This window comes from Candidatus Poribacteria bacterium, assembly GCA_026702755.1.
GTDB lineage: Bacteria > Poribacteria > WGA-4E > WGA-4E > WGA-3G > WGA-3G.
Genome location: JAPPBX010000010.1, coordinates 12,985 through 37,687 on the forward strand (window position 1 = coordinate 12,985; position 24,703 = coordinate 37,687).

23 protein-coding genes, 1 tRNA gene and 1 pseudogene are annotated in these 24,703 nt (G+C 47.5%); 18 read left to right on the plus strand and 7 right to left on the minus strand.

The features are described 5' to 3' along the window. Window positions 1-2 precede the first annotated feature (2 nt). Both OXH39_01600 and OXH39_01605 read left to right on the plus strand, forming a co-directional pair. Window positions 3-1,181, plus strand: a complete 1,179-nt coding sequence (locus OXH39_01600) for a transporter substrate-binding domain-containing protein (protein ID MCY3549126.1) — start codon at window positions 3-5, stop codon at window positions 1,179-1,181. 41 nt (window positions 1,182-1,222) lie between these two features. Then, window positions 1,223-2,197 (plus strand): hypothetical protein, encoded by a 975-nt coding sequence (locus tag OXH39_01605; GenBank protein MCY3549127.1) that lies wholly within the window; start codon window positions 1,223-1,225, stop codon window positions 2,195-2,197. A 10-nt stretch (window positions 2,198-2,207) separates the two neighbouring features. Here OXH39_01605 and OXH39_01610 read toward each other — a convergent pair whose 3' ends face one another. The 7 genes from OXH39_01610 to OXH39_01640 form a co-directional block, all read right to left on the minus strand. Beyond that, window positions 2,208-3,059: a LamG domain-containing protein gene (locus OXH39_01610; GenBank protein ID MCY3549128.1), complete on the minus strand. Its 852-nt coding sequence runs from the start codon at window positions 3,057-3,059 to the stop codon at window positions 2,208-2,210. A 27-nt stretch (window positions 3,060-3,086) separates the two neighbouring features. Further along, window positions 3,087-4,163 (minus strand): hypothetical protein, encoded by a 1,077-nt coding sequence (locus OXH39_01615; GenBank protein MCY3549129.1) that lies wholly within the window; start codon window positions 4,161-4,163, stop codon window positions 3,087-3,089. A gap of 45 nt (window positions 4,164-4,208) precedes the next feature. Further along, window positions 4,209-5,084 (minus strand): hypothetical protein, encoded by an 876-nt coding sequence (locus tag OXH39_01620; GenBank protein MCY3549130.1) that lies wholly within the window; start codon window positions 5,082-5,084, stop codon window positions 4,209-4,211. 207 nt (window positions 5,085-5,291) lie between these two features. Next, window positions 5,292-6,185, minus strand: a complete 894-nt coding sequence (locus OXH39_01625; GenBank protein ID MCY3549131.1) for a hypothetical protein — start codon at window positions 6,183-6,185, stop codon at window positions 5,292-5,294. 132 nt (window positions 6,186-6,317) lie between these two features. Further along, entirely contained in the window at window positions 6,318-7,151 is an 834-nt protein-coding gene (locus OXH39_01630) for a hypothetical protein (GenBank protein ID MCY3549132.1), read from the minus strand. A gap of 89 nt (window positions 7,152-7,240) precedes the next feature. Next, complete coding sequence (locus tag OXH39_01635) at window positions 7,241-9,190, minus strand: sigma-70 family RNA polymerase sigma factor (GenBank protein ID MCY3549133.1); 1,950 nt, start codon at window positions 9,188-9,190, stop codon at window positions 7,241-7,243. Between the two features lie 228 nt (window positions 9,191-9,418). Beyond that, complete coding sequence (locus OXH39_01640) at window positions 9,419-10,111, minus strand: hypothetical protein (GenBank protein ID MCY3549134.1); 693 nt, start codon at window positions 10,109-10,111, stop codon at window positions 9,419-9,421. Window positions 10,112-10,634: 523 nt separating this feature from the next. Here OXH39_01640 and OXH39_01645 point away from each other — a divergent pair. The 16 genes and pseudogenes from OXH39_01645 to OXH39_01720 all read left to right on the plus strand — a co-directional run bounded on the left by OXH39_01645 (window position 10,635) and on the right by OXH39_01720 (window position 24,520). Then, on the plus strand, window positions 10,635-11,498 hold the full coding sequence (locus tag OXH39_01645; GenBank protein MCY3549135.1) for a hypothetical protein: 864 nt from the start codon (window positions 10,635-10,637) through the stop codon (window positions 11,496-11,498). Window positions 11,499-11,603: 105 nt separating this feature from the next. Continuing rightward, window positions 11,604-11,759 (plus strand): annotated as a pseudogene (locus tag OXH39_01650) (DUF1156 domain-containing protein). 663 nt (window positions 11,760-12,422) lie between these two features. Continuing rightward, the gene (locus OXH39_01655) at window positions 12,423-13,622 is read left to right on the plus strand and encodes a Gfo/Idh/MocA family oxidoreductase (protein ID MCY3549136.1); all 1,200 of its coding nucleotides are present in this window, start codon (window positions 12,423-12,425) and stop codon (window positions 13,620-13,622) included. 59 nt (window positions 13,623-13,681) lie between these two features. Beyond that, complete coding sequence (locus tag OXH39_01660; GenBank protein ID MCY3549137.1) at window positions 13,682-14,488, plus strand: hypothetical protein; 807 nt, start codon at window positions 13,682-13,684, stop codon at window positions 14,486-14,488. A 273-nt stretch (window positions 14,489-14,761) separates the two neighbouring features. Then, on the plus strand, window positions 14,762-15,898 hold the full coding sequence (gene dgoD / locus OXH39_01665; GenBank protein ID MCY3549138.1) for a galactonate dehydratase: 1,137 nt from the start codon (window positions 14,762-14,764) through the stop codon (window positions 15,896-15,898). A 165-nt stretch (window positions 15,899-16,063) separates the two neighbouring features. After that, the gene (locus tag OXH39_01670) at window positions 16,064-17,254 is read left to right on the plus strand and encodes an aspartate aminotransferase family protein (GenBank protein MCY3549139.1); all 1,191 of its coding nucleotides are present in this window, start codon (window positions 16,064-16,066) and stop codon (window positions 17,252-17,254) included. Next, on the plus strand, window positions 17,255-18,220 hold the full coding sequence (locus OXH39_01675) for a hypothetical protein (protein MCY3549140.1): 966 nt from the start codon (window positions 17,255-17,257) through the stop codon (window positions 18,218-18,220). Window positions 18,221-18,232: 12 nt separating this feature from the next. Next, entirely contained in the window at window positions 18,233-19,111 is an 879-nt protein-coding gene (gene ispE / locus OXH39_01680) for a 4-(cytidine 5'-diphospho)-2-C-methyl-D-erythritol kinase (protein MCY3549141.1), read from the plus strand. A gap of 7 nt (window positions 19,112-19,118) precedes the next feature. Continuing rightward, window positions 19,119-19,190 (plus strand) — tRNA-Gln (locus OXH39_01685). Window positions 19,191-19,245: 55 nt separating this feature from the next. Then, on the plus strand, window positions 19,246-19,935 hold the full coding sequence (locus OXH39_01690) for a 50S ribosomal protein L25/general stress protein Ctc (GenBank protein ID MCY3549142.1): 690 nt from the start codon (window positions 19,246-19,248) through the stop codon (window positions 19,933-19,935). After that, window positions 19,835-21,124, plus strand: a complete 1,290-nt coding sequence (locus tag OXH39_01695) for an N-acetylmuramoyl-L-alanine amidase (protein MCY3549143.1) — start codon at window positions 19,835-19,837, stop codon at window positions 21,122-21,124. Before OXH39_01690 ends, OXH39_01695 begins: the two co-directional genes overlap by 101 nt. A gap of 58 nt (window positions 21,125-21,182) precedes the next feature. Then, on the plus strand, window positions 21,183-21,779 hold the full coding sequence (locus OXH39_01700) for a GerMN domain-containing protein (GenBank protein ID MCY3549144.1): 597 nt from the start codon (window positions 21,183-21,185) through the stop codon (window positions 21,777-21,779). A 57-nt stretch (window positions 21,780-21,836) separates the two neighbouring features. Then, on the plus strand, window positions 21,837-22,427 hold the full coding sequence (pth, locus tag OXH39_01705) for an aminoacyl-tRNA hydrolase (GenBank protein ID MCY3549145.1): 591 nt from the start codon (window positions 21,837-21,839) through the stop codon (window positions 22,425-22,427). 81 nt (window positions 22,428-22,508) lie between these two features. Beyond that, window positions 22,509-23,522, plus strand: coding sequence for a 3'(2'),5'-bisphosphate nucleotidase (locus tag OXH39_01710; protein MCY3549146.1), 1,014 nt, complete (start codon window positions 22,509-22,511; stop codon window positions 23,520-23,522). A 345-nt stretch (window positions 23,523-23,867) separates the two neighbouring features. Beyond that, entirely contained in the window at window positions 23,868-24,386 is a 519-nt protein-coding gene (locus tag OXH39_01715; GenBank protein MCY3549147.1) for a glycoside hydrolase family protein, read from the plus strand. After that, entirely contained in the window at window positions 24,386-24,520 is a 135-nt protein-coding gene (locus OXH39_01720; protein ID MCY3549148.1) for a hypothetical protein, read from the plus strand. The genes OXH39_01715 and OXH39_01720 overlap by 1 nt, the downstream gene beginning before the upstream one ends. The last annotated feature ends 183 nt before the right edge of the window (window positions 24,521-24,703 follow it).

A 24,703-nucleotide genomic window follows, 5' to 3' on the forward strand; every position in this document is an offset into this window, starting at 1 on the left:
TAGTGAGCGAACCAACCCTCACTACTGCTGGCGAGGATTGTATCCTCGCCTCTCCGCATCCAAATAATTATGGGCTTTACTATAAAGTTATGGATATGCCAAACTCACGTTATAATAGGAGAATTTCAATACAATTTCAAATCTTTGCCTTACTCATGTTTATAACAGCGATGCTTTCAGGGTGTGAGCGAGTTCAACAAATTGTCGCACCACAAAAGGTATCTGCGATTGAAACTTGCACAGACGGAACCCGCGTCCTGAAGGTCGGCTTTTATGCCTATTTCGCGCCTATTAGTTACAGTGCCGAAGAAGACCCCGCTTCGACTGCGTTCAATACGCATCTTGGATACGAAGCAGATTTATTGAGTGCCCTTGAAGCGATGAAAGGAACAGGTTTGACGTTTTCTCGCAGGGCTATCGCTGAATGGGATGGCATCTGGCTGAAGTCTGCTGAACCGACGTATGATATTATCGGCGGCGGCATCACGATTCTGGAATCTCGGACGCAGGACGTGACAGGGACACCGCTTATCACTTTTACGTCCGGACATATCAAGTTTCGGCAAACACTTCTGGTTCGCGCTGCGGATGCGGAACGTCTCTCTTCGCATGCTGCTCTCAATAGCGGAGTCCGTGTTGGGGCACTTTCTGGCACAACAGGAGAAGAGCGTTTACTTCAACTCACAAAACTTGTGGATGAAGACGGCATCCTTATGTCCGGAACCCGGATAGAAATGGATGACGGCACTCTGGTGATTTCCGACGGCACAGCAGCTTATACGATTACAGCCGCGAGGTCATCTCCAAATCTGAAAGGGAGGCGACATCTCTATCCACCTACGGCAAACATGCCGCAAATCATCTATCTTGGCAACGAATTGGGGGAGTCGGAGTTGCTTGATGCACTTGCTGCGGGCAGTATTGACGCGATCGCGAGAGGTGAGATCGGGAACCAGAACACTGTGCATGCTTCAAATGGAGCGTTTGTTATCACCGCGTTTGATGAGCAGGTAGAATATGGAGGATTTACGCTCGCTCTTGAAGATGCTGCTCTTGCCGCCTGTATTGATAAAAAACTTAATTATCTGACAAACAACAAAAGCATTGGTTATGGAGAATGGTTACAGGATCCGTTGGTATTCATGAAACGCACCGAGCAATGGAATATCGAGACGGAATAGCCGATTTCAGGTTTCAGAAGACCCCCATGGAGGAAAACACCATGAAACGCTTATGTTATGTGCTTAGCATATTCCTTATCTTTGCTTCCCTATCGGTTTCTGTTCCAGCAAAAGCCCCGGAAACTGCCAAAATCGTATTTACATCAAGGCGTGATGGCAATTTTGAGATTTATATCATGAATCTGGATGGTTCTGATCAGAAAAACTTAACCCAGCACCGTGCCAAGGATACCTCACCTATCTGGTCGCCGACAGGTGAACAGATTCTTTTTACCTCGGATCGAGGTGGAATAGAGGATCTCTACCTTATGGATCCAGATGGAACGAATGTGCGTCAGGTCTTCAAAAAATTAATAGGCAGAGAGTTCCCAACGTGGTCCCCTGATGGAAAAGCACTTGCTTATCACCGGTTTCACACATTCTCTATCTATACCGCTTCAAGTGATGGAAAAGATGAGACAGAAGTTGCGGATGGCTTATGGCCTGCGTGGTCTTCCAACGGTTCTGAGATAGCCTTTATGGCAAGTAAGTTCGTTTGGGGTGAAAACGGAAATCTCCAACTTCCGAAGGTCAGGGTCCAGATTGTCAATCTACAAACCCGTGTAGAAGAGGAACTTCTTCCGGGGGAGACCTCAATGTTTGACCCTGCTTGGGCACCCGATAGTGCTCAGATAGCCTTTTCTTGGAGAGGTAGAGCGGTAGGGGGGAGTATGGGTATCCATGTCGCGAACCGAGATGGTAGCGGACTCAGGAAGATTATTGATGCTGGAGAGGGCATGGCAGCGTTTAACCTTTCCTGGTCTCCGGACGGGAATGAACTCGTTTACAACAAGGGGATCGGCGGTGTCAGAGACCTCTTCAAAGTCGCTGTGGACGGCGGTGCTCCAGAGCGACTCACACACCGGCAGGGAGATAACTTCAAGCCGGATTGGTTCGATCCAGCGTTTGCTTTGCCGGTCTCGCCTCAGTCATCCCTCTTGACGACAATATGGGGAAAACTCAAAACACAAGACTGAAGTTTCTTTTTCATCGCTTCAGTCGTCCCCATACCGTCGCAAGTTTTCCTTCTGCCTCAACTGCTGCAAATTCGCCATCGGTTTGCGCGCCATTTTTACCGACCAGATGATAGGCGTTGCCTGATGTATCTGAGAACTCGCGTGCTCCCCTCGCCTCATCAAAATGCCACAATGCAACCGTTTTTGCGTCATTCTTAAACTTTTTGCGCGGCGTGAAATCGCGTCTGGCAATATTGTAACGCGCAACCTTTGAGATGCGGACCTCATCAATATAGCCAGCAAAATGACCCCAAAAATGATCGCCGTGCATATCAGTCTTAATTTTCTCTCCAAACCCTCCGATTGTAAAATCCTGTGGATGCCCGGTGTGTGAGATATCGTCTGTAAGAGGCGTTCCTCCCCCTAAGATGCGCACGAAATCGTTAACGATGAGTGCCCTCTGTCTCCCTTCTGCTTGAAGGGCGATATGATACCATTGATTCGGGGGAACTTTAGTTAGCATGCTGAACGCTACTGTATGCCCTACGGCATGATCAAGGTGCACTGCACCCATTAGTCTGAAATCTCCCTGCTGACGAGGGGTCCAGGCATACATCCGCACCTGTTGGCTGAGAATTATTGGTATATTCTCGCCAGGCAGCTTGATTGGATATACCCACGCCTCAAAGGTGAATTCATCTGTGCCTTTTGGTATGAGGAAACCGAACGTTTCAAAGTCCAAAATGGCCTGGTCGTCCACTCCATCAAGGGCTAAATAATTCCCACCCGCGGGCGATGGCGGTGGAACCGCTGCAGCATTCAGCAGAATTAAAACGAACAGAAAAAGGAAAGCAAAAATTGGCATATTTCGTAGATTTTTCATCTTCGTAGGTCTCCTTGATTTTAAAGGTTATTTCTTATGTTCTGCTTTGAGTTCACCCCAGTATGTCAGAAGTTTACCCTTCGCTGTGACGGCACGAAATCCGGTGTCAAACACCTCAACGATTGGCGAAAATCTAAAATCACCTACAATACTCCCTAAGGTATAGATTTTACCATTAGCAACTGCTGCCATTATCACATTTGGGATCGTTAGAGGTTCTATTTGACGCCATTTGCCGGTTGTTGGATTATAAACGTCTACAGCGTTAATGTCTCTAATCTCATTATTCGTACCACCCAATGTATAAATCTCATTATCAACGGCAACGGTTAGAAAACCAAATTTGAACATTGGCATGTCAGAAAGCTGATGCCACTCGTCGGTTTTCGGATTATACTCTTCAATACGTGTGCCAAAACGTCCGGCAAGGTCGCCGCCAAATCGCACCAGACCACCGAGAACATAAATCTTACCGTCTACAACGACAGCCTCATTCACACTTCGTGCTGTCGGCATGTCTGCGCGTTTTTCCCATCTATCGGTCAACGGATCGTAGACCTCAACCAGACCTGTAATAGCCTTCCCAGCAAATACTCCATTTTTATTAACTTCAATACGTGTTCCACCAATGAGGTATATCTTTCCATCAACAACCGCCGTGGCAAAAGGCCTCCGGAGTGTTGGCATATCTGGCTTCTTGACCCATGTATCGGTTTGTGTGTCATATACCTCGACAGTTGTGTGGTATCTTTTTGCACCCCAGCGACCTTTGTAGTCATACCCCCCAAAGACATAGATTTGGTTGGAAAAGACTGCGGTTCGCGGCGCAATCCGCGGGGTCGGCATCTCTGCGGCTGCGTGCCATGTGTTCGTCTGTGTGTCGTAGACATCTACTGTTGAGAGTGCGGCACCACGTCCGCCTACATGTTTCTTGTGGTCGAAACCACCGAAGAGATAAATTTTACCATCCACAGCAGCGGCAGGACCAGCAAGTCTCCATGTCGGTAATGTAGTTATCTGTTCCCAACCCCCCGCAAAACTGCTGGAAGCAACAAGAAATAAAAAAGTAAAGACCCATTGCAAACATCTATATTTTGCGAGCATAACTTTCTCCTCCTCTTTTAACAATTCCAGAGAAACGCCATTCTTTCATTGCTTCAGTCGTCCCCATATCGTTGCAAGTTTTCCTTCTGCCTCAACTGCTGCAAATTCGCCATCGGTCTTTGCGCCATTTCTACCTATTAGATGGTAGGCGTTGCCTGATGTATCTGAGAACTCGCGTGCTCCCCTCGCTTCATCAAAATGCCACAATGCAACCGTCTTTGCGTCATTCTTGAACTTTGTGCGCGGCGTGAAATCGCGTTTGGCGGTATCGTAACGCGCAACCTTTGAGACGCGGACCTCATCAATATAGCCCGAAAAATGACCCCAAAAATTACCGTTCCAAAACTCAATTTCTTCTCCAAACCCCCCGATTGTAAAAGCCTGTGGATGCCTGGCGGGTGAGATATCAGGTGCGATAGTTATCCCCTGCCGTAAGACACGCACTAACTCGTTAACGATGAGTGTCGTCTGTTTCTCTTCTGTCTGAAAGACAATGTGATGCCATTGATTCGGCGGAAACTCTACTATCATGCCAAGTGCCCTTATAGGTAACACTATTATAGCGTTTGGAGCGTCCTCTCCGCCAACATCAAAGTACGCTTCACCTGATAGTTTTAAAAATCTATCATGAGGATGGTTCACGATGTTCATCTTCACCTGTTGGCTGAGAACCACCGCGTGTATATGCTGGTCAGGCGGCGTGGTTGGATATATCCATGCTTCAAAGGTCCATTCATCTGTACCTTTTGGCAAGAGAAGACCGAACGTTTCAAAGTCCAAGATAGCGTGGTCGTCTACACCATCAAGCACTAAATAGTTACCACCTGCTGGTGATGGCGGCGGAACCGCCTCAGCACCCAGCGGAATGAAAACCAGCAGAAAAAGAAAAGCAAAAATTGACTGATTTCGTAGATTTTTCATCTTCATAAGTTTCCTTGATTTTATAGTAGATTCCGTAAAGATAAGGGTGGTTCATAAATCAGCGCAAGTTAGCGTCTGGGTTATCAGTCGTCAATTATCAGTAATCTGTAAGCGTCGCGAGCGCAGCTCGCTCCTACTCCTATATATCGTTGGGACATCCAGAAAGCCAAAGACGCATATTCACGAATTTCTCAATGAACCTCAAATTCAAAACGATTCTGACTTGATTTGCCCCCATGTCGTCGCTAAAGAAGTGTCCGGACGAATTTCAAGTCCATCCTCTCCTTGACGCACTTCAACTTCACCTTCAGGATTACGATTCAGATTGACACCCGTCCCGCCAATCGTAGTAGCACCATTCATACCGACTAACGTGTTCCCATTCCCAGATGTATCCTCAAAGCGATCTGCACCTTCCTTCTCATTAAAATCCCAGAGTGCCAACGTGTGCGCATCCGTAAAGAAACGATGCGGCGGATCAAACGGCGAGAACCCCGGCTTGCCAGGTAAATCATATCGAGCGATATTTGAAAACCTTATCGCATCAATTTCGCCATGAAAGTAGGTCTTTCGCACTAATAATTGATCATTCTTGATTATTAACCAATCTTCAGCATAGCCTCCGACGAAGAAATCTTTAACCGCTGCAGGGAGTGGCAGATCGGCAACCACTGAGTGCATAAATCCGCGCTCTCCTCGAACGATTTGATCGTTGTACACCAAATGAAACGTAGTATCTTTGAAAATGACCGCCATATAGTTCCATTGATCCGTCTTGATGACAGCATTAATCCCTGTGACACCTCTCGCGCCTCCTGCCTCAAGATATGCTAAGCCATAGGAACAAACTTCATTTTTTTTACTGATCCTACCCCCACACTTATCATCTGTCTTCAATCCGAAGGCAACTTGCTGACTCAGAATGATATCTGCCTCTAATAACTTTGGTCGAGATTTCGGATAGAACCACACCTCAGCCGTAAAAGCATTGGTATTCCTTGGGAAAATATAGCCGTGTTCCGCAAGCGGAAGGATCGCATAGTCATCCTCACCATCCAGCACCAAAACACCACCGGAAGGCTCGAAACAAAAAACAGGCATAACTAAACTCAGCAATAACACCGAACTTAGTAGGAACTTAAAGTTAATATACATCAAAAATCCTTTTTCTTAGGTTGGGCATTTTCCCACGTTAATAGCCAAAACTCTCTTTCTCCCTGAATGGATCTTTGTTTAGCGATTCCGCTTAATATCTGCCCAAGTTGTTGTCGCCTTTCCGGTAGGATCAACTGGAAGGCCACCAGCAATCTCTCTAAAGAAACCTTTCTGGTCCTTCGATTTATCAGGATAGATTTTGCAAACCTTGTGCGTGTTATCGTCAAAGTGTAAATTGAGATAGGCAGCACCACCGGTTTCGCCACACCGGTAAAGAACGACATTCGTACCTTTTTCCAGTTTGACTTCAATGTTATAATTAACGACCTGCGCACCGCCTGTCCAAGTTGTATTGTTATACCACTTCTCCCCATTAATCCAAATTTGGGCATGGTCATCGTGTGCTGGTGACATCACTGCCTTCATATCCTTAGGCGCAGCAACGACACATATAGCGTAGGTATCAATGTGATTAGCAGGTCCCCCTCGGTTCATATTGTCTTGGCTCGCCGGATCAAGTTCAAAAACTGTCCAATCTCGCGTGCCACCGTGGTCGCCGTCCCATGCCATCTTAGTAGTTTGGGTTTTCTTTAAGCCTTCAAGGGTTGAGAGTGACAATTGTGTGAGTTTACCTTTGGTTCCTTCCTCAATAAGGTCTCTGCTCCCTGAAATTTGGAAACCTCCATTGTTTTCATAATTTCCGTCGGGTCCGTACCACTTGGTAATCCAGTTTTTGTTATCAGCGTGGGATTCGTTCAATGCGACTTCGTCGGGATTTTTGAGCCAATCTGCTTCTTTTAAAGGACCATCGTCAATGTTAACTTCTCCCTGCGCAAATACCAAGCGTGAAGTTCCAATAACCAACGTAAAAACAACGACTATCGTAAGTGTCAGTTGGTAAAACCTTTTCATTAAAATTTGCCTCCTTATGGACAATGAAAAACGCGAAAGCAGCTTTTGGGGATCCGCGTGTTATGTCAGAAAGTTAAGTAAATCTGAATTCAATGATTACTGTTTTTAGTCGTTTTCCACGTTTGCACAAGTTTCCCCGTTGGGTCGACGCTCTGAGAAACCTCGCCTATGCCGTATACCTCAATCATTGTAAGTGGTCTAAAAACAGCACTACTGCCTCCAAAGATATAGATATTCTCGTTTATTACCTCAGCCCTATGCCCCCATTTGCCAATCGGCATATCTGGTTCTTGTGTCCAACGGTCAGTTTTAGGGTCGTAAACTTCAACTGTTGAGAGATACTTGAACTGATCATCGCCTCGAAAACCACCCCCTATTACGTAAATTTTTCCGTCAATGACACTTGCCGTGTGAAATCCTTTTGGGGTAGGCATCTCTGCTACTTCCTTCCAATGATTTGTTTCTGGATTGAAAACTTCAACACTGGAAAGAAAGGGACCTGGATGATTTGGAATCTGAGGCCATCCCACTCCACCCATCACATAAATCTTTCCATTCACAACACTCACTGACGCGCCACCACGAGCATGATTCATACTTTTCGCTTCTGTCCACGTATCAGTGGCTGGATCATAGATGTCCACGTTATCTAAGCGCCACTGTTTTCTGTTGGCTGCCACGCCACCAATGATATAGATCTTTCCATCCATGATACAGGTACTGTTACTACTCCTCGGCACGGGCATATCCGCTTTCTGGGTCCATGTGTCGGTAACTGGATCATACATTTCTATAGTTGGGAGAAGTTTGCCACTGTGCCCCCAACCGCGACGAAGCCGATGTTTCTTCCCCTGTCCTCCACCAATGGCATAGATTTTCCCATCCACAACCAAGGTAGACATGCCAGCCCGGGCTGTCGGCATATCAGCCTTTCGTTCCCATGTATCGGTTTTAGGGTCGTACATTTCCACTGTTGCAATGGATGTGTCGCCAAACTTGTCAACTTCGCCGCCTATTGCGAATACTTTTCCGTCCACAACACACGTCCCAAATTGAAATCGGGCTGTTGGCATGTTTGTTCTCGGCATCCACTGTTTGGCAGCATTTTCCTGTGTGACAGATACCGAGGTTACATTAGAAACTTGGGTGCCAGCACGGCTGGTTTCACTCGGACTGGTATCCCGTCCGACCTGATTTCGCATAGCGGGTTCCGCTGCTATATCAAGGAGAATAGGGGAATCGACAATTTCAATTGTCGGTTCAGATTGTGCCTCAAAACTATACGGCTTCTGGAAACGGACAAGGTATTGGTTGCTCGCGCCGAGCATCAAGGCAACCAAAACCGCAACTGTCCCCAAAGCCACCCATGGGAGAAACGGTTTAGCAGCAGGAGACGGTGTGGGGACCATGTCAGCGACTTGTCGCATGACGTTCTCGCCTAAACTCGCCGGTATTTGCACACCACCGAAAACTTCTTGGATCATCAGTTCCTCGTCCTCTTGCAAACGCTTGCGTCCGCGACGAAGTCTACTTTTAATTGTATCCACCGATACCCCTAAAAATTTCCCAATCTCTCTGGTCGTCATTTCACCGAGATAGTAGAGGGTAACCACCGTGCGTTCACTCTCTGGGAGTTTTGCAAGCAGTTTTTTGACGAGTTCACGGCGACGCTCGGTGCATTCTGTTTCTCGCGCTTCTGATACGTGATGTGTATAAGAGGTTCTCTCGATTTCTTCCACAGGTGTGTCCTCCAGCGATTGCGTTATGAGCCTTCTCTTCCGGCTCCAATCAATGCAAAGCCGATCTGCGATGACATACAGCCATCCAGCAAACTGATTGTGATTCTTGAGCGTTGAGAGTTTTTTGTATGCTTGAAGGAAGGTATCTTGGGTAATATCTTCAGCAGTGTGAAAATCCCCGATCTTTCGCCATACGAGCGCGTGAACGCTTTTCTGGTGTCTTTGGAGCAAGATACCAAATGCCGTATCGTCTCCCGATAAGGTTCTCTGAATCAGTTGAACATCGTCTTCTCTCTCCACGAGATTCCTCCTGATGAAAAGATGGCGTTGCGTTCTATTTATTACGGTAAAACCTATAAATTACATCTTCAATGGGTTTCTTTTTATATTGCACATTTCCCCTTCAGTTTACTATAGTTTGGACAATTTTCACAGGTTTTCATGACTATAAATTGTCCAAACTTTAGTTCAGTTTAAAAGATCGTAGAGCATATCATCCGGAAGGGTAATACGGATGAAAACACCAACTTAGTAAGAACTTTTAACTTCTGCCCACCGCGTCGCCAATTTGCCAGCGGGTTCAACGGGAAGTCCTTTGAACTTCAGGTTGTAGTCCAAATCCGCGTCAATACCGGCGAACATGCTCCAACCACCGCCGCGCTCACAGACCTTAACCATGAAAACGTTATCGCCTTTTTTCAAGTCCACGTCAAATGTGTCCTGAAAATCACCAGCACCGCGGTTGACAGCGTTTTTCCAGACCTCTTTGCCGTTCATCCAGACCTTAACCGAATCATCGCTACCGACCTTGGCTTCAACGCCTTTCTTCGTAACCTTTGATACAGCGTTGATCACGGCGTAGGAACAGTGGTCATTGACATCGCCACCGGGACCCAACTTAATCTTTACGAGCGTGTCATTGATGTTGTTGCCCCCGACTGGCGTGATTTCTCCCTCGGTCCATTTGTAATTTTCGGCAAACTTGACCTTCAGGACATTCTTTGTAATGCCTTCTTTGGCAACGTCTTCCTCGGTCAGTTTACCCTTCGTTGCGTCCTTGATACCGTCGACATCCGTTACGGCGGCACCACCTCCACCGGCGGGACTTTCGGTAATCATCCAATACCAAGGACCTTCGATCTTATCTACGGCAGCGGCAAATTGTGCCGTCAGAAGAAATCCGATCGCACATACTGCCAAAAGTACATATCTGCTTTTCATTTTTCGTTTAACCTCCTTATATTCAACCAACCAGATAAAGTTTCAATGAATATTTTAGACATTTCGCCATCCATAGGGACGCAAATGCACCATGCTCACTGGCGCAGGGACATCCCCACCCGTTACTGGAGAGAGGAAACTGGTAACCTCGCTACCTCTCCAATGTACAGTTAATTGTGGACTTTACCACATAAAAGACTGAATCTAATATCAAGTCTTGTAAAATTAAGCAATGCGATACGCTTTACGCTCTCTATAATTAAAGACGAATTTTGAGGCTGAAAAGGTGCAGCATCGGAAAAAAATCGCGAACAATCTCATGAACATTTGTGAACATCTTTAGAAAAGGCACCACTGCTCAGATAAATACGGCAACGAACACACTAATTAACACGGTTCACAGCACATCACGACACAAACATAAAAAACTGATTGCTGACGGCTGAAAACCGAATGTGTTACACTGGCAAAACCATTTCAAATCCGTTTGACATTTTCCGTCGCTTTACGGTATAATACAGCCATGGCACAAGATTATGATAACATGGGCAAAAGTTTATGGAGAGACCACGCCGCCGACCTTTCAAAATTCGTACTTGACGAGGACGATGTTGAAGTCCTTGAGGACCTTGAGACTGAACAACAGACGGTTATCGCCCGGCAGACCGACATTACAAAGCGCGTCCGTGTCAACAATCAAAAGGTAATCCTACACGTCGAATTGCAACTCCGAGATAGCACCGATATACCGATGTGGGCACGGAACGCGCAATATCAAGGATACCTCGTCGGCAAATACCAGATGCCTGTCTATTCCAACGTTATCTATTTCCATCCGAGAGCCGGAAGGAATGATCCAGGGGGTTACGCCTATAGCCAGAACAGTTACGAACACGCCAATCGCTATAAGGTCATACGGCTCATTGAAATAGAGGGACAAGCGATTTTAGAAAGGCAGGCACCCGGCCTGCTTCCGTTTACACCGTTGATGCAACCGCCTGCAGGGATGGACCTTGAACGCTGGGTCCAAGAGTGTGTTAACATGACAATGGCAACATCGGTCAATCAGAAAACCCAGGCAGATCTGCTTTACGGAATCTACCTCTTCGGCAGTGTAGTCATTGATGCTACGCTGTTTGAACAATTTATACCGGAGGAACTTATGCGAGAATCTGAAGGTTACCAACGCCAACGCGAAAGAATTCTCAGAGAAAATACCATCGAAAATACTCTGGCTTTGCTTAAAAAGCGCTTCCATACAGAGCAGGTAAGTGCCTTGACACCTGCCCTTCAGAACATTAATGATTTGGAACGTCTTCAACAGTTGCTAGTCGCAGTACCCGAGATGCAAAACCTTGAAGACTTCGCGCAAATGCTGCACGAATAGCAGTTAGGAAGGCGTTAGAAACAGGGGCCGCGCCTATTAACACCCTAACAGTACAGGAGAACATCATGTTTGAAGAAATGGAGATATTGAACAAAAACCTGCAAAAATGTAGAGTCAGCAAAAGACGCATTACTCACACATGGACACCCCTCAACCCTGCCCCACTATTGGGCACGCCGTCCGTTCGCTGCCTGCCGCGCCGTTATCTTCGCCAGCATGGTGGACAATCCCTCCGAATGCAAAGACGAATTCCCAACCGAATCTAATTGAATAACTTTCATAACTATACGCATTAGGACTTACGCATGCTGCTCTTTTGTAGCATAGGCTGTTGGTTTCCTGTGCCAAGAGAACATCTGCGTTTTTTCCAAGTACCCCACTTAACAGTGTCTGCTAAAATCAAAATTGCGTAAGTCCTAACGCATTATGGAAGTTAACAAATAGTATATCTATAATTCACATCTTCAGATTATTTGCCTTCAGAATTGCTAACACCTTCGACTTCTATCACCTTAAAAGGACGCTGTTACCTATCGAATTCACCACAGAAATTTGACCGATTTAACGGCCATGAAATTTTTTCAAAATCGCTTTCCAACCCTCTCGCAGCTTAGGTTTTCGGTCAATTTTGACAGATCCGAAAAATTCTGTGGTTTTCTGTGGTAACTGATGTTTCGTTGTTTTCACCACTACGTTCATAAAGCCGATCAGACGTTTTCGGTGTGGTGTAAGAAATGTCCTAAATCTTCCTTACCAGTAGACTGCTAAAGACGACCTATTATGAAAACCATCGAAATAGAAATGGTATAAAGATAATTGCCTTGACAGCAAAACCCAAACAGGTTAATATTATCAGAACCAATACGAGATTTTAAAGAAACTTAATTGTTACGAGGACAGTTGAGGTTCATCGTAAACAAGCTTTTGACAACAGAAAAAGTCGAGCAGAACCCAACTGTTAAAAATATGAAGACTTATCGCGTTGCTATATTAGGGTGTCGGAGCCGCGGCACCTCGGCAGCAAAAGCGTATTACGCGCATCCGCGTACCGAAATCGTGGCACTCTGCGATCTCGTCCAAGAGCGGTTAGAGACGCTCGGTAACATCGTCAACGTCTCAACACATTTCACCGATTTAGACGAGATGATTCGGCAGACAACTCCCGATATCGTCGCAATTCCCACAGCAACAGAGGCGCACTATCCGCTCTGCATGCGTGTCCTTGAACACGGCGTGAACATTGAGGTAGAGAAACCGCTCTGTATCGACCTCGCTCAAGCGGACGAGGTGCTGGCGAAAGCGAAAGAGAAAAACGCTCGCGTCGCCGTACATCATCAACGCCGCACGAGTCCATCAATGCATGCAGTCGCGAAAGCCTTAGATGAAGGAAAAATCGGCGACCTACGCTACATCTACGCCAGTGGCAAGGGCTACTACGCAGGTTACGGGTTAATGAACATCGGAACGCACGTCGTCAACAACATGCTCCGTTTCGGTGGAAAGTGCCGAAGCGTCGTAGCACAAGCGACGACAGGTGGACGCGCGCTTATACATGACGACGTACTCCCCTCACCGGCTGGCATGGGCACAGTCGCAGGTGAATACGCCACCGCTACGCTTCAATTCGACGGAAATGTCACCGGCACACTCATTCAGCACAGATTTCCCAAGGTAGATACCGATGCTTACATGATGGAACTCTACGGCACCGAAGGTAGACTCATCTGGTCGGAATTGAAAGGTTCCTGGTGGTTACCTACACCGCATTTCGTTCCCGATGGAATACACGACCAGTGGGAAGCACTCCCATCTATCTATCCAGAACATTTTGACCGGGAAAAGGGCGCAGACGCTGACGATTACTGCTTCGTTGACGAATATGTGAACGCACTCGACGAAGACCGAGAACACGAATCTAACGGCGAAGAGGGTCGCCATGTCATTGAGATTTTGATGGCAATCTTCGAGTCTGCTGCTTACGGTACACGTGTCGAGCTGCCTCAGAAAAACCGCGAGCATCCGTTGCTGCGGTGGCGTACCGAAGCCGGTTTAGGCGAAATCAAGGATATGCCTCGTGATTACGGCAATTGGCTGTCACTGGAAGACGAACGTTTGTATGAATAGTTATCGGTCCACTTGTTACGGCACGTCGGAGCGTGCCTACTACTTTTAAGGATAAAACTATGCCGAACCCAACGACAAATGCTGACAACCTATCACCGATCCCACTCACGGAAGAACAACGTTTTCTTTTTGATACCCGCGGGTGGCTCCTGTTTCCAGGCGTACTCGGCGAAACCGAAGTTAAAGAGATGCGCGAGTTCTGCTATCAACTCAAACAGGAACCCGAATCAATCTCTGAACATCACCGCTCTTCTATTGGCGGCCCCCTTGAGACACTGACCGATCATCCGGTTGTGCTTGGATTCATGGACGAATTTCTGACATCGGGCTATGCCAACGAAAACTGCTACGGCTTCCGATTGGAAAGCACGTTCCTAACCATCCGAGCAAACGGGCACGACAACTTCCAACCGCACGGTGGGCGCGGGATGCTCAACTTCCCCGGCAACTCACATACGTACCATTTGCACCACGACAAAGCACATAGCGGTTTGACGCGCGTCGTCTGGGAACTCAATCCGGTCAAGGAAGGTGGCGGGGGAACGATGTTCCTTACCGGTAGCCATAAAGGGGCATTTCCTGCTCCGAAGTCAACGGCGGATCGCAATTCGCCGCTGTGGGAGGATTACACCTGTCCTGCTGGCTCCATGCTGGTTTTTACAGAGGCAATCACACACACAGGGGCGAAGTGGACAGATGAAGCAGTCGATCGGATTGCGATTTTCCAATGCTACAATACGGTTGGCAACAAGTGGCACAAGTGGGACCCACACCCGAAACACCTTGAAGAGATGCCGTTCAAACGTCAAACGCTCTTCCGTCCCGTCCACTGTCAGGATAATACGCCAACCTTAGAGGCGGTATAGTAATGGAATGGTTCGTAGTGAGTGTGTTTGTGGCGTTTCTCCTTACGCTTGGTATAGTTGCACGAACCGCCACCAAAGATTAAACCTACTGATAAACAGATCGGGAAATTCAGGGTTCACGTAGTTTTCGCGAACCACTATGCGTAATTTTTCGCCTACAGGCGCAATAGCCCGTGTGATTAACAAAAAAGTTGTGAGGCAGCTTTTCAAACCTGTCCTTTTTACAGAAAAGAAAAGTGCTGCTCATCAGAAACTACAAATTAAGGATAGAGAATGAAGATTACCAAAGTTAAATCTTTTGCTTCAGCGGACGGCTATTTTTTTGTGAAAGTCGAAACCGATGCTGGTATCTACGGTGTCGGTGAGGGCGGACTCCGCCGCCGTGCGCTCGCTTTAGCCGAAGTTGTTCGCTCATTTGAACCGTTCCTCATCGGCGCAGATCCGTTCCGAATTGAATACTTGTGGCAGGTGATGTTTCGTGGCGGCTTTTTCCCCGGAGGAGTCGTTCAATCCGCAGCAGTGAGTGCCGTAGATATCGCACTCTGGGACATCAAAGGGAAAGCACTGAATGTTCCTGTTTATGAACTTTTAGGCGGACGTACAAGAGACAAAGTCGTTTGTTATCCGCATAACGGTGGCGGCTCAATTGATGCAATCGTCGAGAGCTGTCGGCAAACCTACGAAGCCGGTTGGAAGTTCGTTCGATGGAGCGTGGTTGATCATTCTGACAGTGGGGGGCGGTTTGAACCCAGACGCGCGGTCCGAAACTGTATTAAACAGGTGGAAGCCGTTCGTCACGCATTAGGCGATGATCTCGAAATACTGATTGACGTTCATACCCGCCTTGATCCAGCCGATAGCCTTGATTTCTGTAACAAGGTCGCACAATACAATCCATTTTTCATCGAGGACCCACTTCGGGCAGAAAACCCCGCCAGTCTCAGACGGCTTCGGCAGCAGACCTCGGTACCTATTGCCGTTGGCGAACAATTCGACAGTAAATGGACATTCCGAGAAGTCATCGAAGAAGATCTCATGGATTACTGCCGCGTTGATCTCTGTATTGCTGGCGGGTTAACGGAAGCACGTAAAATCGCGGGATGGTGTGAAACGCATTATATCTACATAGCACCGCACAATCCGTTAGGACCTGTATCCGCTGCCGCGTGCCTGCATCTCTCTTTGTCATCAGCGCTCCTTGGTGTACAGGAACTTCCGCGTGCACCGATGTCCTCGCTGACTGATGTTTTCCCGGTGCAGATGCCGTTTGAATCAGGGTATCTCTTACCGCCTGAAGGTCCGGGACTCGGCATCGAATTCAACGAGGACGCGCTTGCCGATGTCTCAAACCAAGAATACGGACCGCCTCACGGTTACAAACGCGACGACGGTGCCTACACGAATTGGTAATTTTAAAGGTAGTATAATGGCTATCGGCTTTCAGGCTTCGGCCGTCAGTAGAGGATATTGTAGCAGTATTGTTTTCGGTTTCTGGCACAAATCCCTGATTACTGATTGCTGACAACTGATGGCTTCTTTGCTGACAACTGACAACTCATAAAAGGAGAAAATTGAATGACAACCGCTGAAATTAAAGCGATGGCGACTGAATACATTATTAATACTTACGGGGACAGAAGTCTCGCGTTCGTCAAAGGTGAAGGTCCCTACCTGTGGGATGCCGACGGTAAAAAATACCTCGATTTCCTCGGTGGACTCGCTGTTAACGGCTTAGGACATTGCCACCCGAAGGTCGTCGCCGCTATCCGTGAGCAGGCAGGCAAACTCCTGCACACCTCCAACCTCTATTACATCCAACCGCAGGCAGAACTCGCGAAACTGCTTATCGATAACTCTGACATGGATCAGTGCTTCTTCTGTAATAGCGGTGCTGAAGCAAACGAAGCCGCAATCAAACTGGCGCGAAAATACGCTAAAGACAGCGGCAATACGGATGCTTATGAAATCATCACAATGGACAATTCGTTCCACGGACGGACGATGGCAACCATTACTGCCACCGCACAGACGAAATACCACGTCGGATTTGAACCGATGCTTGAAGGTTTCAAATACGTGCCGTTCGACGATCTGGAAGCAACTGAAGCTGCCATCGGTGAAAAGACCTGTGCTATTTTAGTTGAGCCGATTCAGTCCGAGGGTGGCGTTAATATGCCCAGTGATGGCTACCTCCAAGGCTTACGAGAAATGTGTGATAAACACAACTTACTGCTTATCTTTGATGAAGTCCAGACCGCAATGGGAAGATTGGGCACCTTTTTCGGTTACCAGAGTTACGGGGTCGTGCCAGATGTAATCACGATGGCGAAAGCACTTGGTAGCGGTGTACCCATTGGGACGATGTTGGCAAAACGACAGGTCGCGGAGAGTTTTGTCCCCGGCACCCACGCGGCGACATTCGGTGGAAATCCCTTAGTCACCGCGGCAGCATCGACAACCGTCAGAACCATTTTGGAAGAGGATCTCGCCGTGAACGCCGTCAAAATGGGAAATTACCTCGCCGGTGGACTGATGGAATTGAAAGACAAGTATCCGGTTAAAGAGGTACGTGGAAAAGGTTTGCTCCGCGGCTTGGTCATGGAAATCGATGCGAAACCGATCGCTGCCCAGTGTATTGAGAACGGATTGGTCACCATCTGCACCAACGATTATGTGCTCCGATTCTTACCACCGCTCAATATCAACGCAGGTCATGTTGAGGAAGCCGTTAACATCGTTGAAAAATCGATGTCGGAAGTTCTTTAGATGCGATATACAACCCCTTCAATTTCGGCAGGTAGAAGTGTGGCTCATTCACAACGTCACCTCCGGTTGATGAACCTCAGTTATATTCAGAAGCCAAATTTTGCTGCGTGGGCAAAAAGCTACGTGTTTTGCCTCCTTTTTGTAGTTATCGCTGGGTGTATCAGTAGCACGACCACGACTGTTCAATTGTCTCCCGAGGTTCGTGCGGAAGTAGATGGCATCCTCAACACACTGCAAGTGAGATATGAACTCACTGGCTCGTTAAAGATTACCCGGATGGTGGTGACGATTGAGGAAGGCGACCGGAGCGAGGAACTCCGAGAATTGCTGTGGTATAAAAAATCGGAGAACGGCGGGGAATTGCTGCACATCCAAGCACTCGGACCGATGAATGAGACGCGCGGTATCGCAATTGCCAACCAAGATAAAAACCAGTTCGTCCTCCTTCTTGTGAATGAGCAGAAAGCGTACCCCGGTCCATTGTCCGATGGTGTTTTGCAGGAGATTTTCGGCATAGATCTACGCGTGTCAGATGTCTTGAGTGCGATCTTCGCCAACCCATTCCTTGATGGGCGCACTGACGAATTGAGACCTATTACAAGTTTTCACCCGTCATCAAGTGGGGCACCCACAAAATTTGTCATGACTCGCCCAGGGATCCAAAAGGGGCACGTCGAAAGGATCACGATTTTGATCCGAGAAGACGAACCGCGAGTTATGGACTGGCTCATCCATGACGAAAACGGCACGCTTCAACAACGCGCCGCTTTCTCCGACTACCGTCCGGTGAGCGGTATCCTCCGACCCCATAAAGTTGAAATCGAACGTCCACTTGAACAGACGCGGGTCACTGTGAAGATCGCTAAAGTAGACTTGAATGTCGAGATTAAAGACAGCAAGTTTGACCCCGAACGGTTTCTAACGGAGGATATCGAAATTGTTCCGTTGTCGGAATTAGGGGAATAGTGCATAAAAATCGTGCAAAAAATACGGGTTCGTGCCCACGCGAAGATTAACCTCTATTTGGATGTCGTAAGCAAACGCGAGGACGGCTATCACAACCTCAAAACGATCTTCCACTCAATCGGGCTGCACGACGATGTCATCATCTCTAAAAAACAAACGAAGGACATAACAGTTCACTGCGAACATCCAAAGGTCCCGTGCGATTCGCGGAATCTGGCATACCGAGCGGCGCAGCTTCTCAGGGATACAGTAGGTGGTATCGGTGGGATTGCGATTGACATCCATAAGCGGATCCCAGTCGCTGCTGGATTGGCAGGTGGGAGTGCAAACGCTGCCGCTGTTCTTCACGGTGTGAACGAACTTTTCGGGTTGGGTTTCACTCAGGAAACCCTGATACGTTTTGGGACACAATTGGGGGCAGATGTCCCGTTTTGCCTGCACGGTGGTGCAGCGTTAGGGCTTGGCATCGGCGACCAATTAACGCGTCTTTCCGCACTCTCTGATGTACCGCTTCTCCTGCTAAATCCCGGCATTGAAATTTCGACAGCAGCTGTTTTTAAGAAATTGAACTTTTCCTTGACAACACGTGAAAAAGAAGGTATAATTATAAAAACCTACATAAAGAAGGGTGATGTCGTCGGCATCGGGAAAAACCTTTACAACCTGCTTGAAGTGCCAGTTTTTTCCGAATATCCTGAAATCGCCGCGCTAAAAACCGAGTTGTCTATGCAGACTGGATGTTATGGCGCGCTGATGTCTGGGAGTGGTGCCACGTTATTCGCGGTGATGCGCGATAGTGACGCAGCACATAAAAGCGAATCACACTTCAAAAACAGAGTTCGTTTTTGCACAACGGCGGTAACCAGTCCTGTCGGTGTATCTGTATATTGACAATTGAAGGGCGGTGGCCAAGCGGTAAGGCACAGGTCTTTGGAATCTGTATGCGTAGGTTCGAATCCTACCCGCCCTGTCTTCTTTTTGATACAGTGCTTAAATCTACGAAGAAAAAAGGTTAGAATTTTAAAATGCTACAAGCAAAATTAGAGGTTCAACAACGCAATACTTTCGGGAAGCAGAGCGCGCGTGATCTCCGCAAAGAAGGGGGCGTTCCCGCAATTCTATACGGTCGTGCACAAGACACCGTGTCAATCCAAATTGACGCTCGAACCTTCAGAAGATTCCTACGAACGTATGGTGAAAACGTTATCATTAACATGGAAATCGGCAACGGCAACACCGAGACTGTGATTATCAAAGAGATTCAACGCCATCCGGTAGAAAAGCATACACTAATGCACGCCGATTTCATTCGAATTTCTTTAGACGAACCCGTAACATCAGCGGTGCCAGTGGTTCTGGAAGGCACCCCACAGGGTATTCAGGAGGGCGGTGTTCTTGAATTCCCGCTCCGCCATATAACGATTCACTGTCTGCCAATGCAGATGCCGACTGACATCTCCGTTGATGTCAGTGAATTGGACATCGGTGACTCCATCCATATAAGCGATTTAAGCTTGGACGAAGACCTTGAGATTTTAGACGACTTGGAACGAACGATTGCGACGGTGAGCCAGCCGCGCGTCCAACTTGAAGAAGAAACAACAGAGGCTGAAGATGGCGAAGGAGAAGAAACCGAAACAGACGCTGAAGAACAACCTACGGAACCAGAAATTATTTCCCGTAGGCGCGACGATGACGATGAAGACGACGAATAACGTTGTCTATACGGAAAAGCCACAGGAAGCGCGCACCAACAAGTACTTTGTCGTACGTGTTACGGTTCGCGCGTTTTTCTTAGGTATTCTCGCGTGGACTGTCGCACTCAATGGCATCGCGCAGGAAACTTTTGTCCGCTTTATTGACGTTGATGGAGAACTCATTGCGGAGGTCCCAGCCCAACGTCAAGGAGAACAGATTTACCTCCCCGTTGATGCTGTGAAAGAGGTTTTTGATCCGGATATGACGGACCAATACAACCATCCGCGAAAACGACTCACCCTGAAAACCAAAGGCAAGCAAATCCGCGTACAAATTGGCAACACAGTCGTCAGCATCGATCCCGGTGGGCAGACACACACCCTTCCGACACCGCCAATAATTATCGCGCAGCAACCAGTGTTACCTATCACTTTCTTCACGCAAGTCCTGCCAGAGCTTAATAACCTTGAAGCCATCTATAACCCAAGTTTGCAAAGAGTACAGCTGAGACCTAAAGGCACATGGACACCCACGATAACGGATGATTCCACCGGTTGGGCAATCATCGTTGATCCTGGGCATGGTGGTCCGGACGATCGCGGATGCGAAAGCAATACGGGGCTCCTTGAGAAAGATATTGTACTCACACTCGCGAAACAACTCCAACGGATTAGTAAACGGCAGGGCATGCAGATCTACCTCACACGTCAGACAGATGCGAAAAAGACGCACCTTGAACGTATTCAGGTGGCAAAACGGAACCAAGGACAACTCTTCCTCAGTCTACACTGCAACGCCTCTTTCTCACCACACGAAAAAGGTATCAAGATTTACCTCAACAACCCGAAGGGACAACTTCGATTTCCAAGTAATGTCCAATCAGAACCTACAGGACAACGGTTAAATATCCTCGCCCAAGCCAATTTTTTAAAGCAGAGCCGAGACTTCTCACATGCGCTGCAAACGGAACTGAATTTCCTCACAGAAACACCAATTCAGATCGCTGAACTACCGCTCATAGCGTTATCTGAAGTCTATATGCCAGCTATCGTTTTAGAACTCGGCTACCTCTCTAACGTAGAGGACTTGAAGAAACTGGCTAACGCTGAGTATATGACAAGTGTTGCCCAAGCAATCGCCCGCGCTTTCCAGCGATACATTTCTTCTACTAACCCATCTGTCCGCGCAACAGGAACAGAACAGTAACACCTCAAGTAGTCAATCGAGGCATAGAAACCTCAGTATGGAAGACAGGAAGAAAAAGGTGAAACATAACAGGAATGCTGGGTTTTCAAGACTCTTAGTGATATGGGGAACAACCTTGGTGGTTGTCGCCATTGGTCTCACTGTGACGCTATTTCTGATTGAGCGGTCAAAACAATCGGTAATCCCAACTGCACCACCCCCGCTGCCTACTGCCGCCAATCCCTCAGATACACCACCACCACCACAAGAGATCAATCTATTTCTTCTTGACCCGACTTCATTAACACTTGTTCCAGTTAAAACTGAACGACGCCTTCATAGAACAGAACTCACCAAACGCTTAAGCCAGGTCGTCACTGCACTTATCCAAGAGACACCGCCTAACTTTAGAAACACAATTCCGCGTGGAACACTCCTGAACGAATCTTACATCGATACCCAACAGACTGCTTACTTAGACTTTTCAAACCATCTCTCGGACGGGCATATTGGTGGTACAACGGCGGAACTTTTGACGATTACGGCAATCCTCAAAACCGTCTTTGACGCGTTTCCTGATGACATTAAACAGGTTCAGATTTTAATTGATGGCGAGGAAGTAAAAACGCTCGCGGGGCATCTTAACCTCTCGCAGCCTCTACATTTGTTCCAATAGAATCTCGCTTTACTGATGAGGTTTGAAATCGCACCTCCATCTATATAACACAACATAATGCACAGACAAGAAAGTAAACTCATCATTGGACTCGGCAACCCAGGAATGCGCTACGAACACACCAAACACAATGTCGGCTTCCGCGTGGTTGACACGCTCTACGAAGAATTTTGTCAGCGAGACTCCGAACCGCGTCCCACGCACACATCAATTTGCAATTCACTCGTTATCCAGACGACATGGCACGACACACCTATTATTCTCGCCAAACCGATGACATACATGAACAATAGCGGTGCTGCTGTCGCCCCACTCGTCAGACGATTTGAGATTCCACTCCCAGACCTCTGTATCGTTTACGACGATATTCACTTAGATGTCGGTGTGCTTCGGATGCGGCAGAAGGGAAGCGATGGGGGTCAGAAGGGAATGAAGTCAATTATCCATCACTTAGGCACCACAGAATTTCCGCGCTTACGCATCGGTATCGGCGAACCTGTCGGTGATTTAACCGATTATGTCCTCACCGAATTTTCCGAGGACGAAGAAATCGAGATAGCACATACTATTGATCGCGCTGTTGATGCCATTGAAACTTTCGTCAAAGATAATATTCTTACGGCAATGAATCAATTCAATAGACGCTGAAATAGCAGTCAGCAGTTAGCCTTCGGCTGCCAGCGGGCTCCTTATCAGTTTTTGTAAACTTTCAAACCAAACAGGAAACTAATGTCAAATCAAAAATCTTCTTTGCTGATGGCTGAAGGTCTCCGACAGCCGAAAACTAAACTACAAACCGCCATTGACGCTGTGCTAAAAGCGATGCGACTCTGCGAAGAGGTACAAGCTGAGATGGTGTCAACAGATGCAATCCAAAAGACAGACCGAAGCCCTGTGACCGTTGCAGATTTCGGGTCACAGGCACTGATATGCAAGGCAGTCGGTGACGCTTTCCCTGACGACCCTATTGTCGCTGAAGAGAGCGCGCAGGCACTGAAAGAGAACGCCTCACTTTTGGAACGCGTCACAGCTTATGTCAACCGATTTTGTGAAGATGCATCCGCCTCGACAGAAAATGTCTGCGAATGGATTGATCGGGGGAGTGGTGAGGTCGGACAGAGTTTCTGGACGCTTGACCCAATTGACGGTACGAAAGGTTTTCTGCGCTGCGATCAGTACGCTGTCGCTTTGGCTTATATTGTCAATGGCACTGTTCAACTCGGCGTTTTGGGGTGTCCGAATTTACCACACCGATTGAACGATGGCGATGCGCAACGTGGATGCCTTTTCGTTGCCACCCGTGGTGAAGGCACGCGGCTCTACACAAAAACAGGAGATTTTATAGAGCAGGTACACGTATCAGGAGCAGTACATCGCTTTGCAGAGAGTGTCGAGTCCACACACGGTGACAGCGACGCACACGGCAACATTGCAAATGCACTCGGTATTACAGAATCACCTGTCCGCATGGACAGCCAAGCGAAGTACGGTATCGTTTCCCGTGGGGAAGCATCCCTTTATATTCGCCTCCCGAATCCGGCATTTCCAGATTACCGCGAATGCATTTGGGATCACGCCGCGGGGCTTATTGTAGTCGAAGAAGCAGGTGGCACAGTTACAGATGCAAACGGCACACCCCTCAACTTTTTGACTGGAAAACGGATGCTTGAGAATCGCGGGATCGTCGCAACCAACGGAAAACTCCATCAACACGTCTTGAAAGCGTTATCCAATTTATACTAAAGTTTGGACAATTTTAAAAATCGACAAAGGGTTCCGATGCGAGACCTTCTTTGGTAGCATAGACTGTTAGTCTGTGCCACCCTACCATAAAAGGTTTATAGATTTCGGGGGTTGGCTGTCTCAACCGCGGCTGACACCAAAGCACCCTTTGTGTGAATTATCCGTTATATTTTTTTCGAGTTTGCGCTTGGCAAGGGCCTCACAGAAAAATACCAAGAAACTTCAAATCACAACTTGAAACACAAACGAATTGTCCAAAGTTTAGCAATTTATAACCAAGTATTAGGTAAAGCGAATAGTCACTAAACGCCCAATAACAGTTAGAATTATTTTAAGAGGTTTTAAGTGAATAGACAGCGGTTATTTAAAACTTTAGAGAACCAGGAAGGTAGAAGATATGAGCCTTATCCTGACAGCCGTGGAATTCCGACAGTTGGTATCGGTCTCAACCTCAGAGATGTCGGCTACAAAGGGAAAAAATATGCATCTGTTGAGGCATTCAAGGCAGACTACCCTGACGGTTTGACGGATGCTGAAATAGAAGCGGCATTTAATGAGGAATTAGAGCGTATCATCGGCAATGTAATTGAATTCTGTGAAGACAAAGGTGTAGATTACAACGAACTCAGCGACCTACGTCAAGAGATCATCGTCAATATGATCTTCAATATGGGGTTTGGCGGGATCGACAAATTTTCGTTGATGTGGCAACATCTTGCGGCAGGCAATTATATCGGCGCAGCGTTAGAGATGTTGCATAGCAGCCGTGGTAAGCTTTCGTCTTATGTACGTCAAGTCCAGATGCGCGCCGTCCGTTTGGCTATTGCGATGGCGACGGATGACGAAGCCGCACTGGAGTTGTGATGAAGGTTTATCTCCATCTCACAATCGCTACTGTTCAACGTCCGATGGACATGAGAAACGGAGAATCCTCTCATTTATTCGATATGTTAAACGAAGTACTGCTCGTAGATTCGCTAACACCTTTCTACGGGTGAGGACAGGACCCAACGCTGGATGCGTGGGGATAGAAATCCTATCCACGAGTTTGAGGGGCGTTTGTAGTCCTGCGATTTATCGCACGTCGTGCTAAAAAGTACCCTGGTATTTTTCTACTTCACTATAAGAAACCTGTACTCTGACGCGATAAAGTACAAGTTTCATCACAAAACTATGATCTG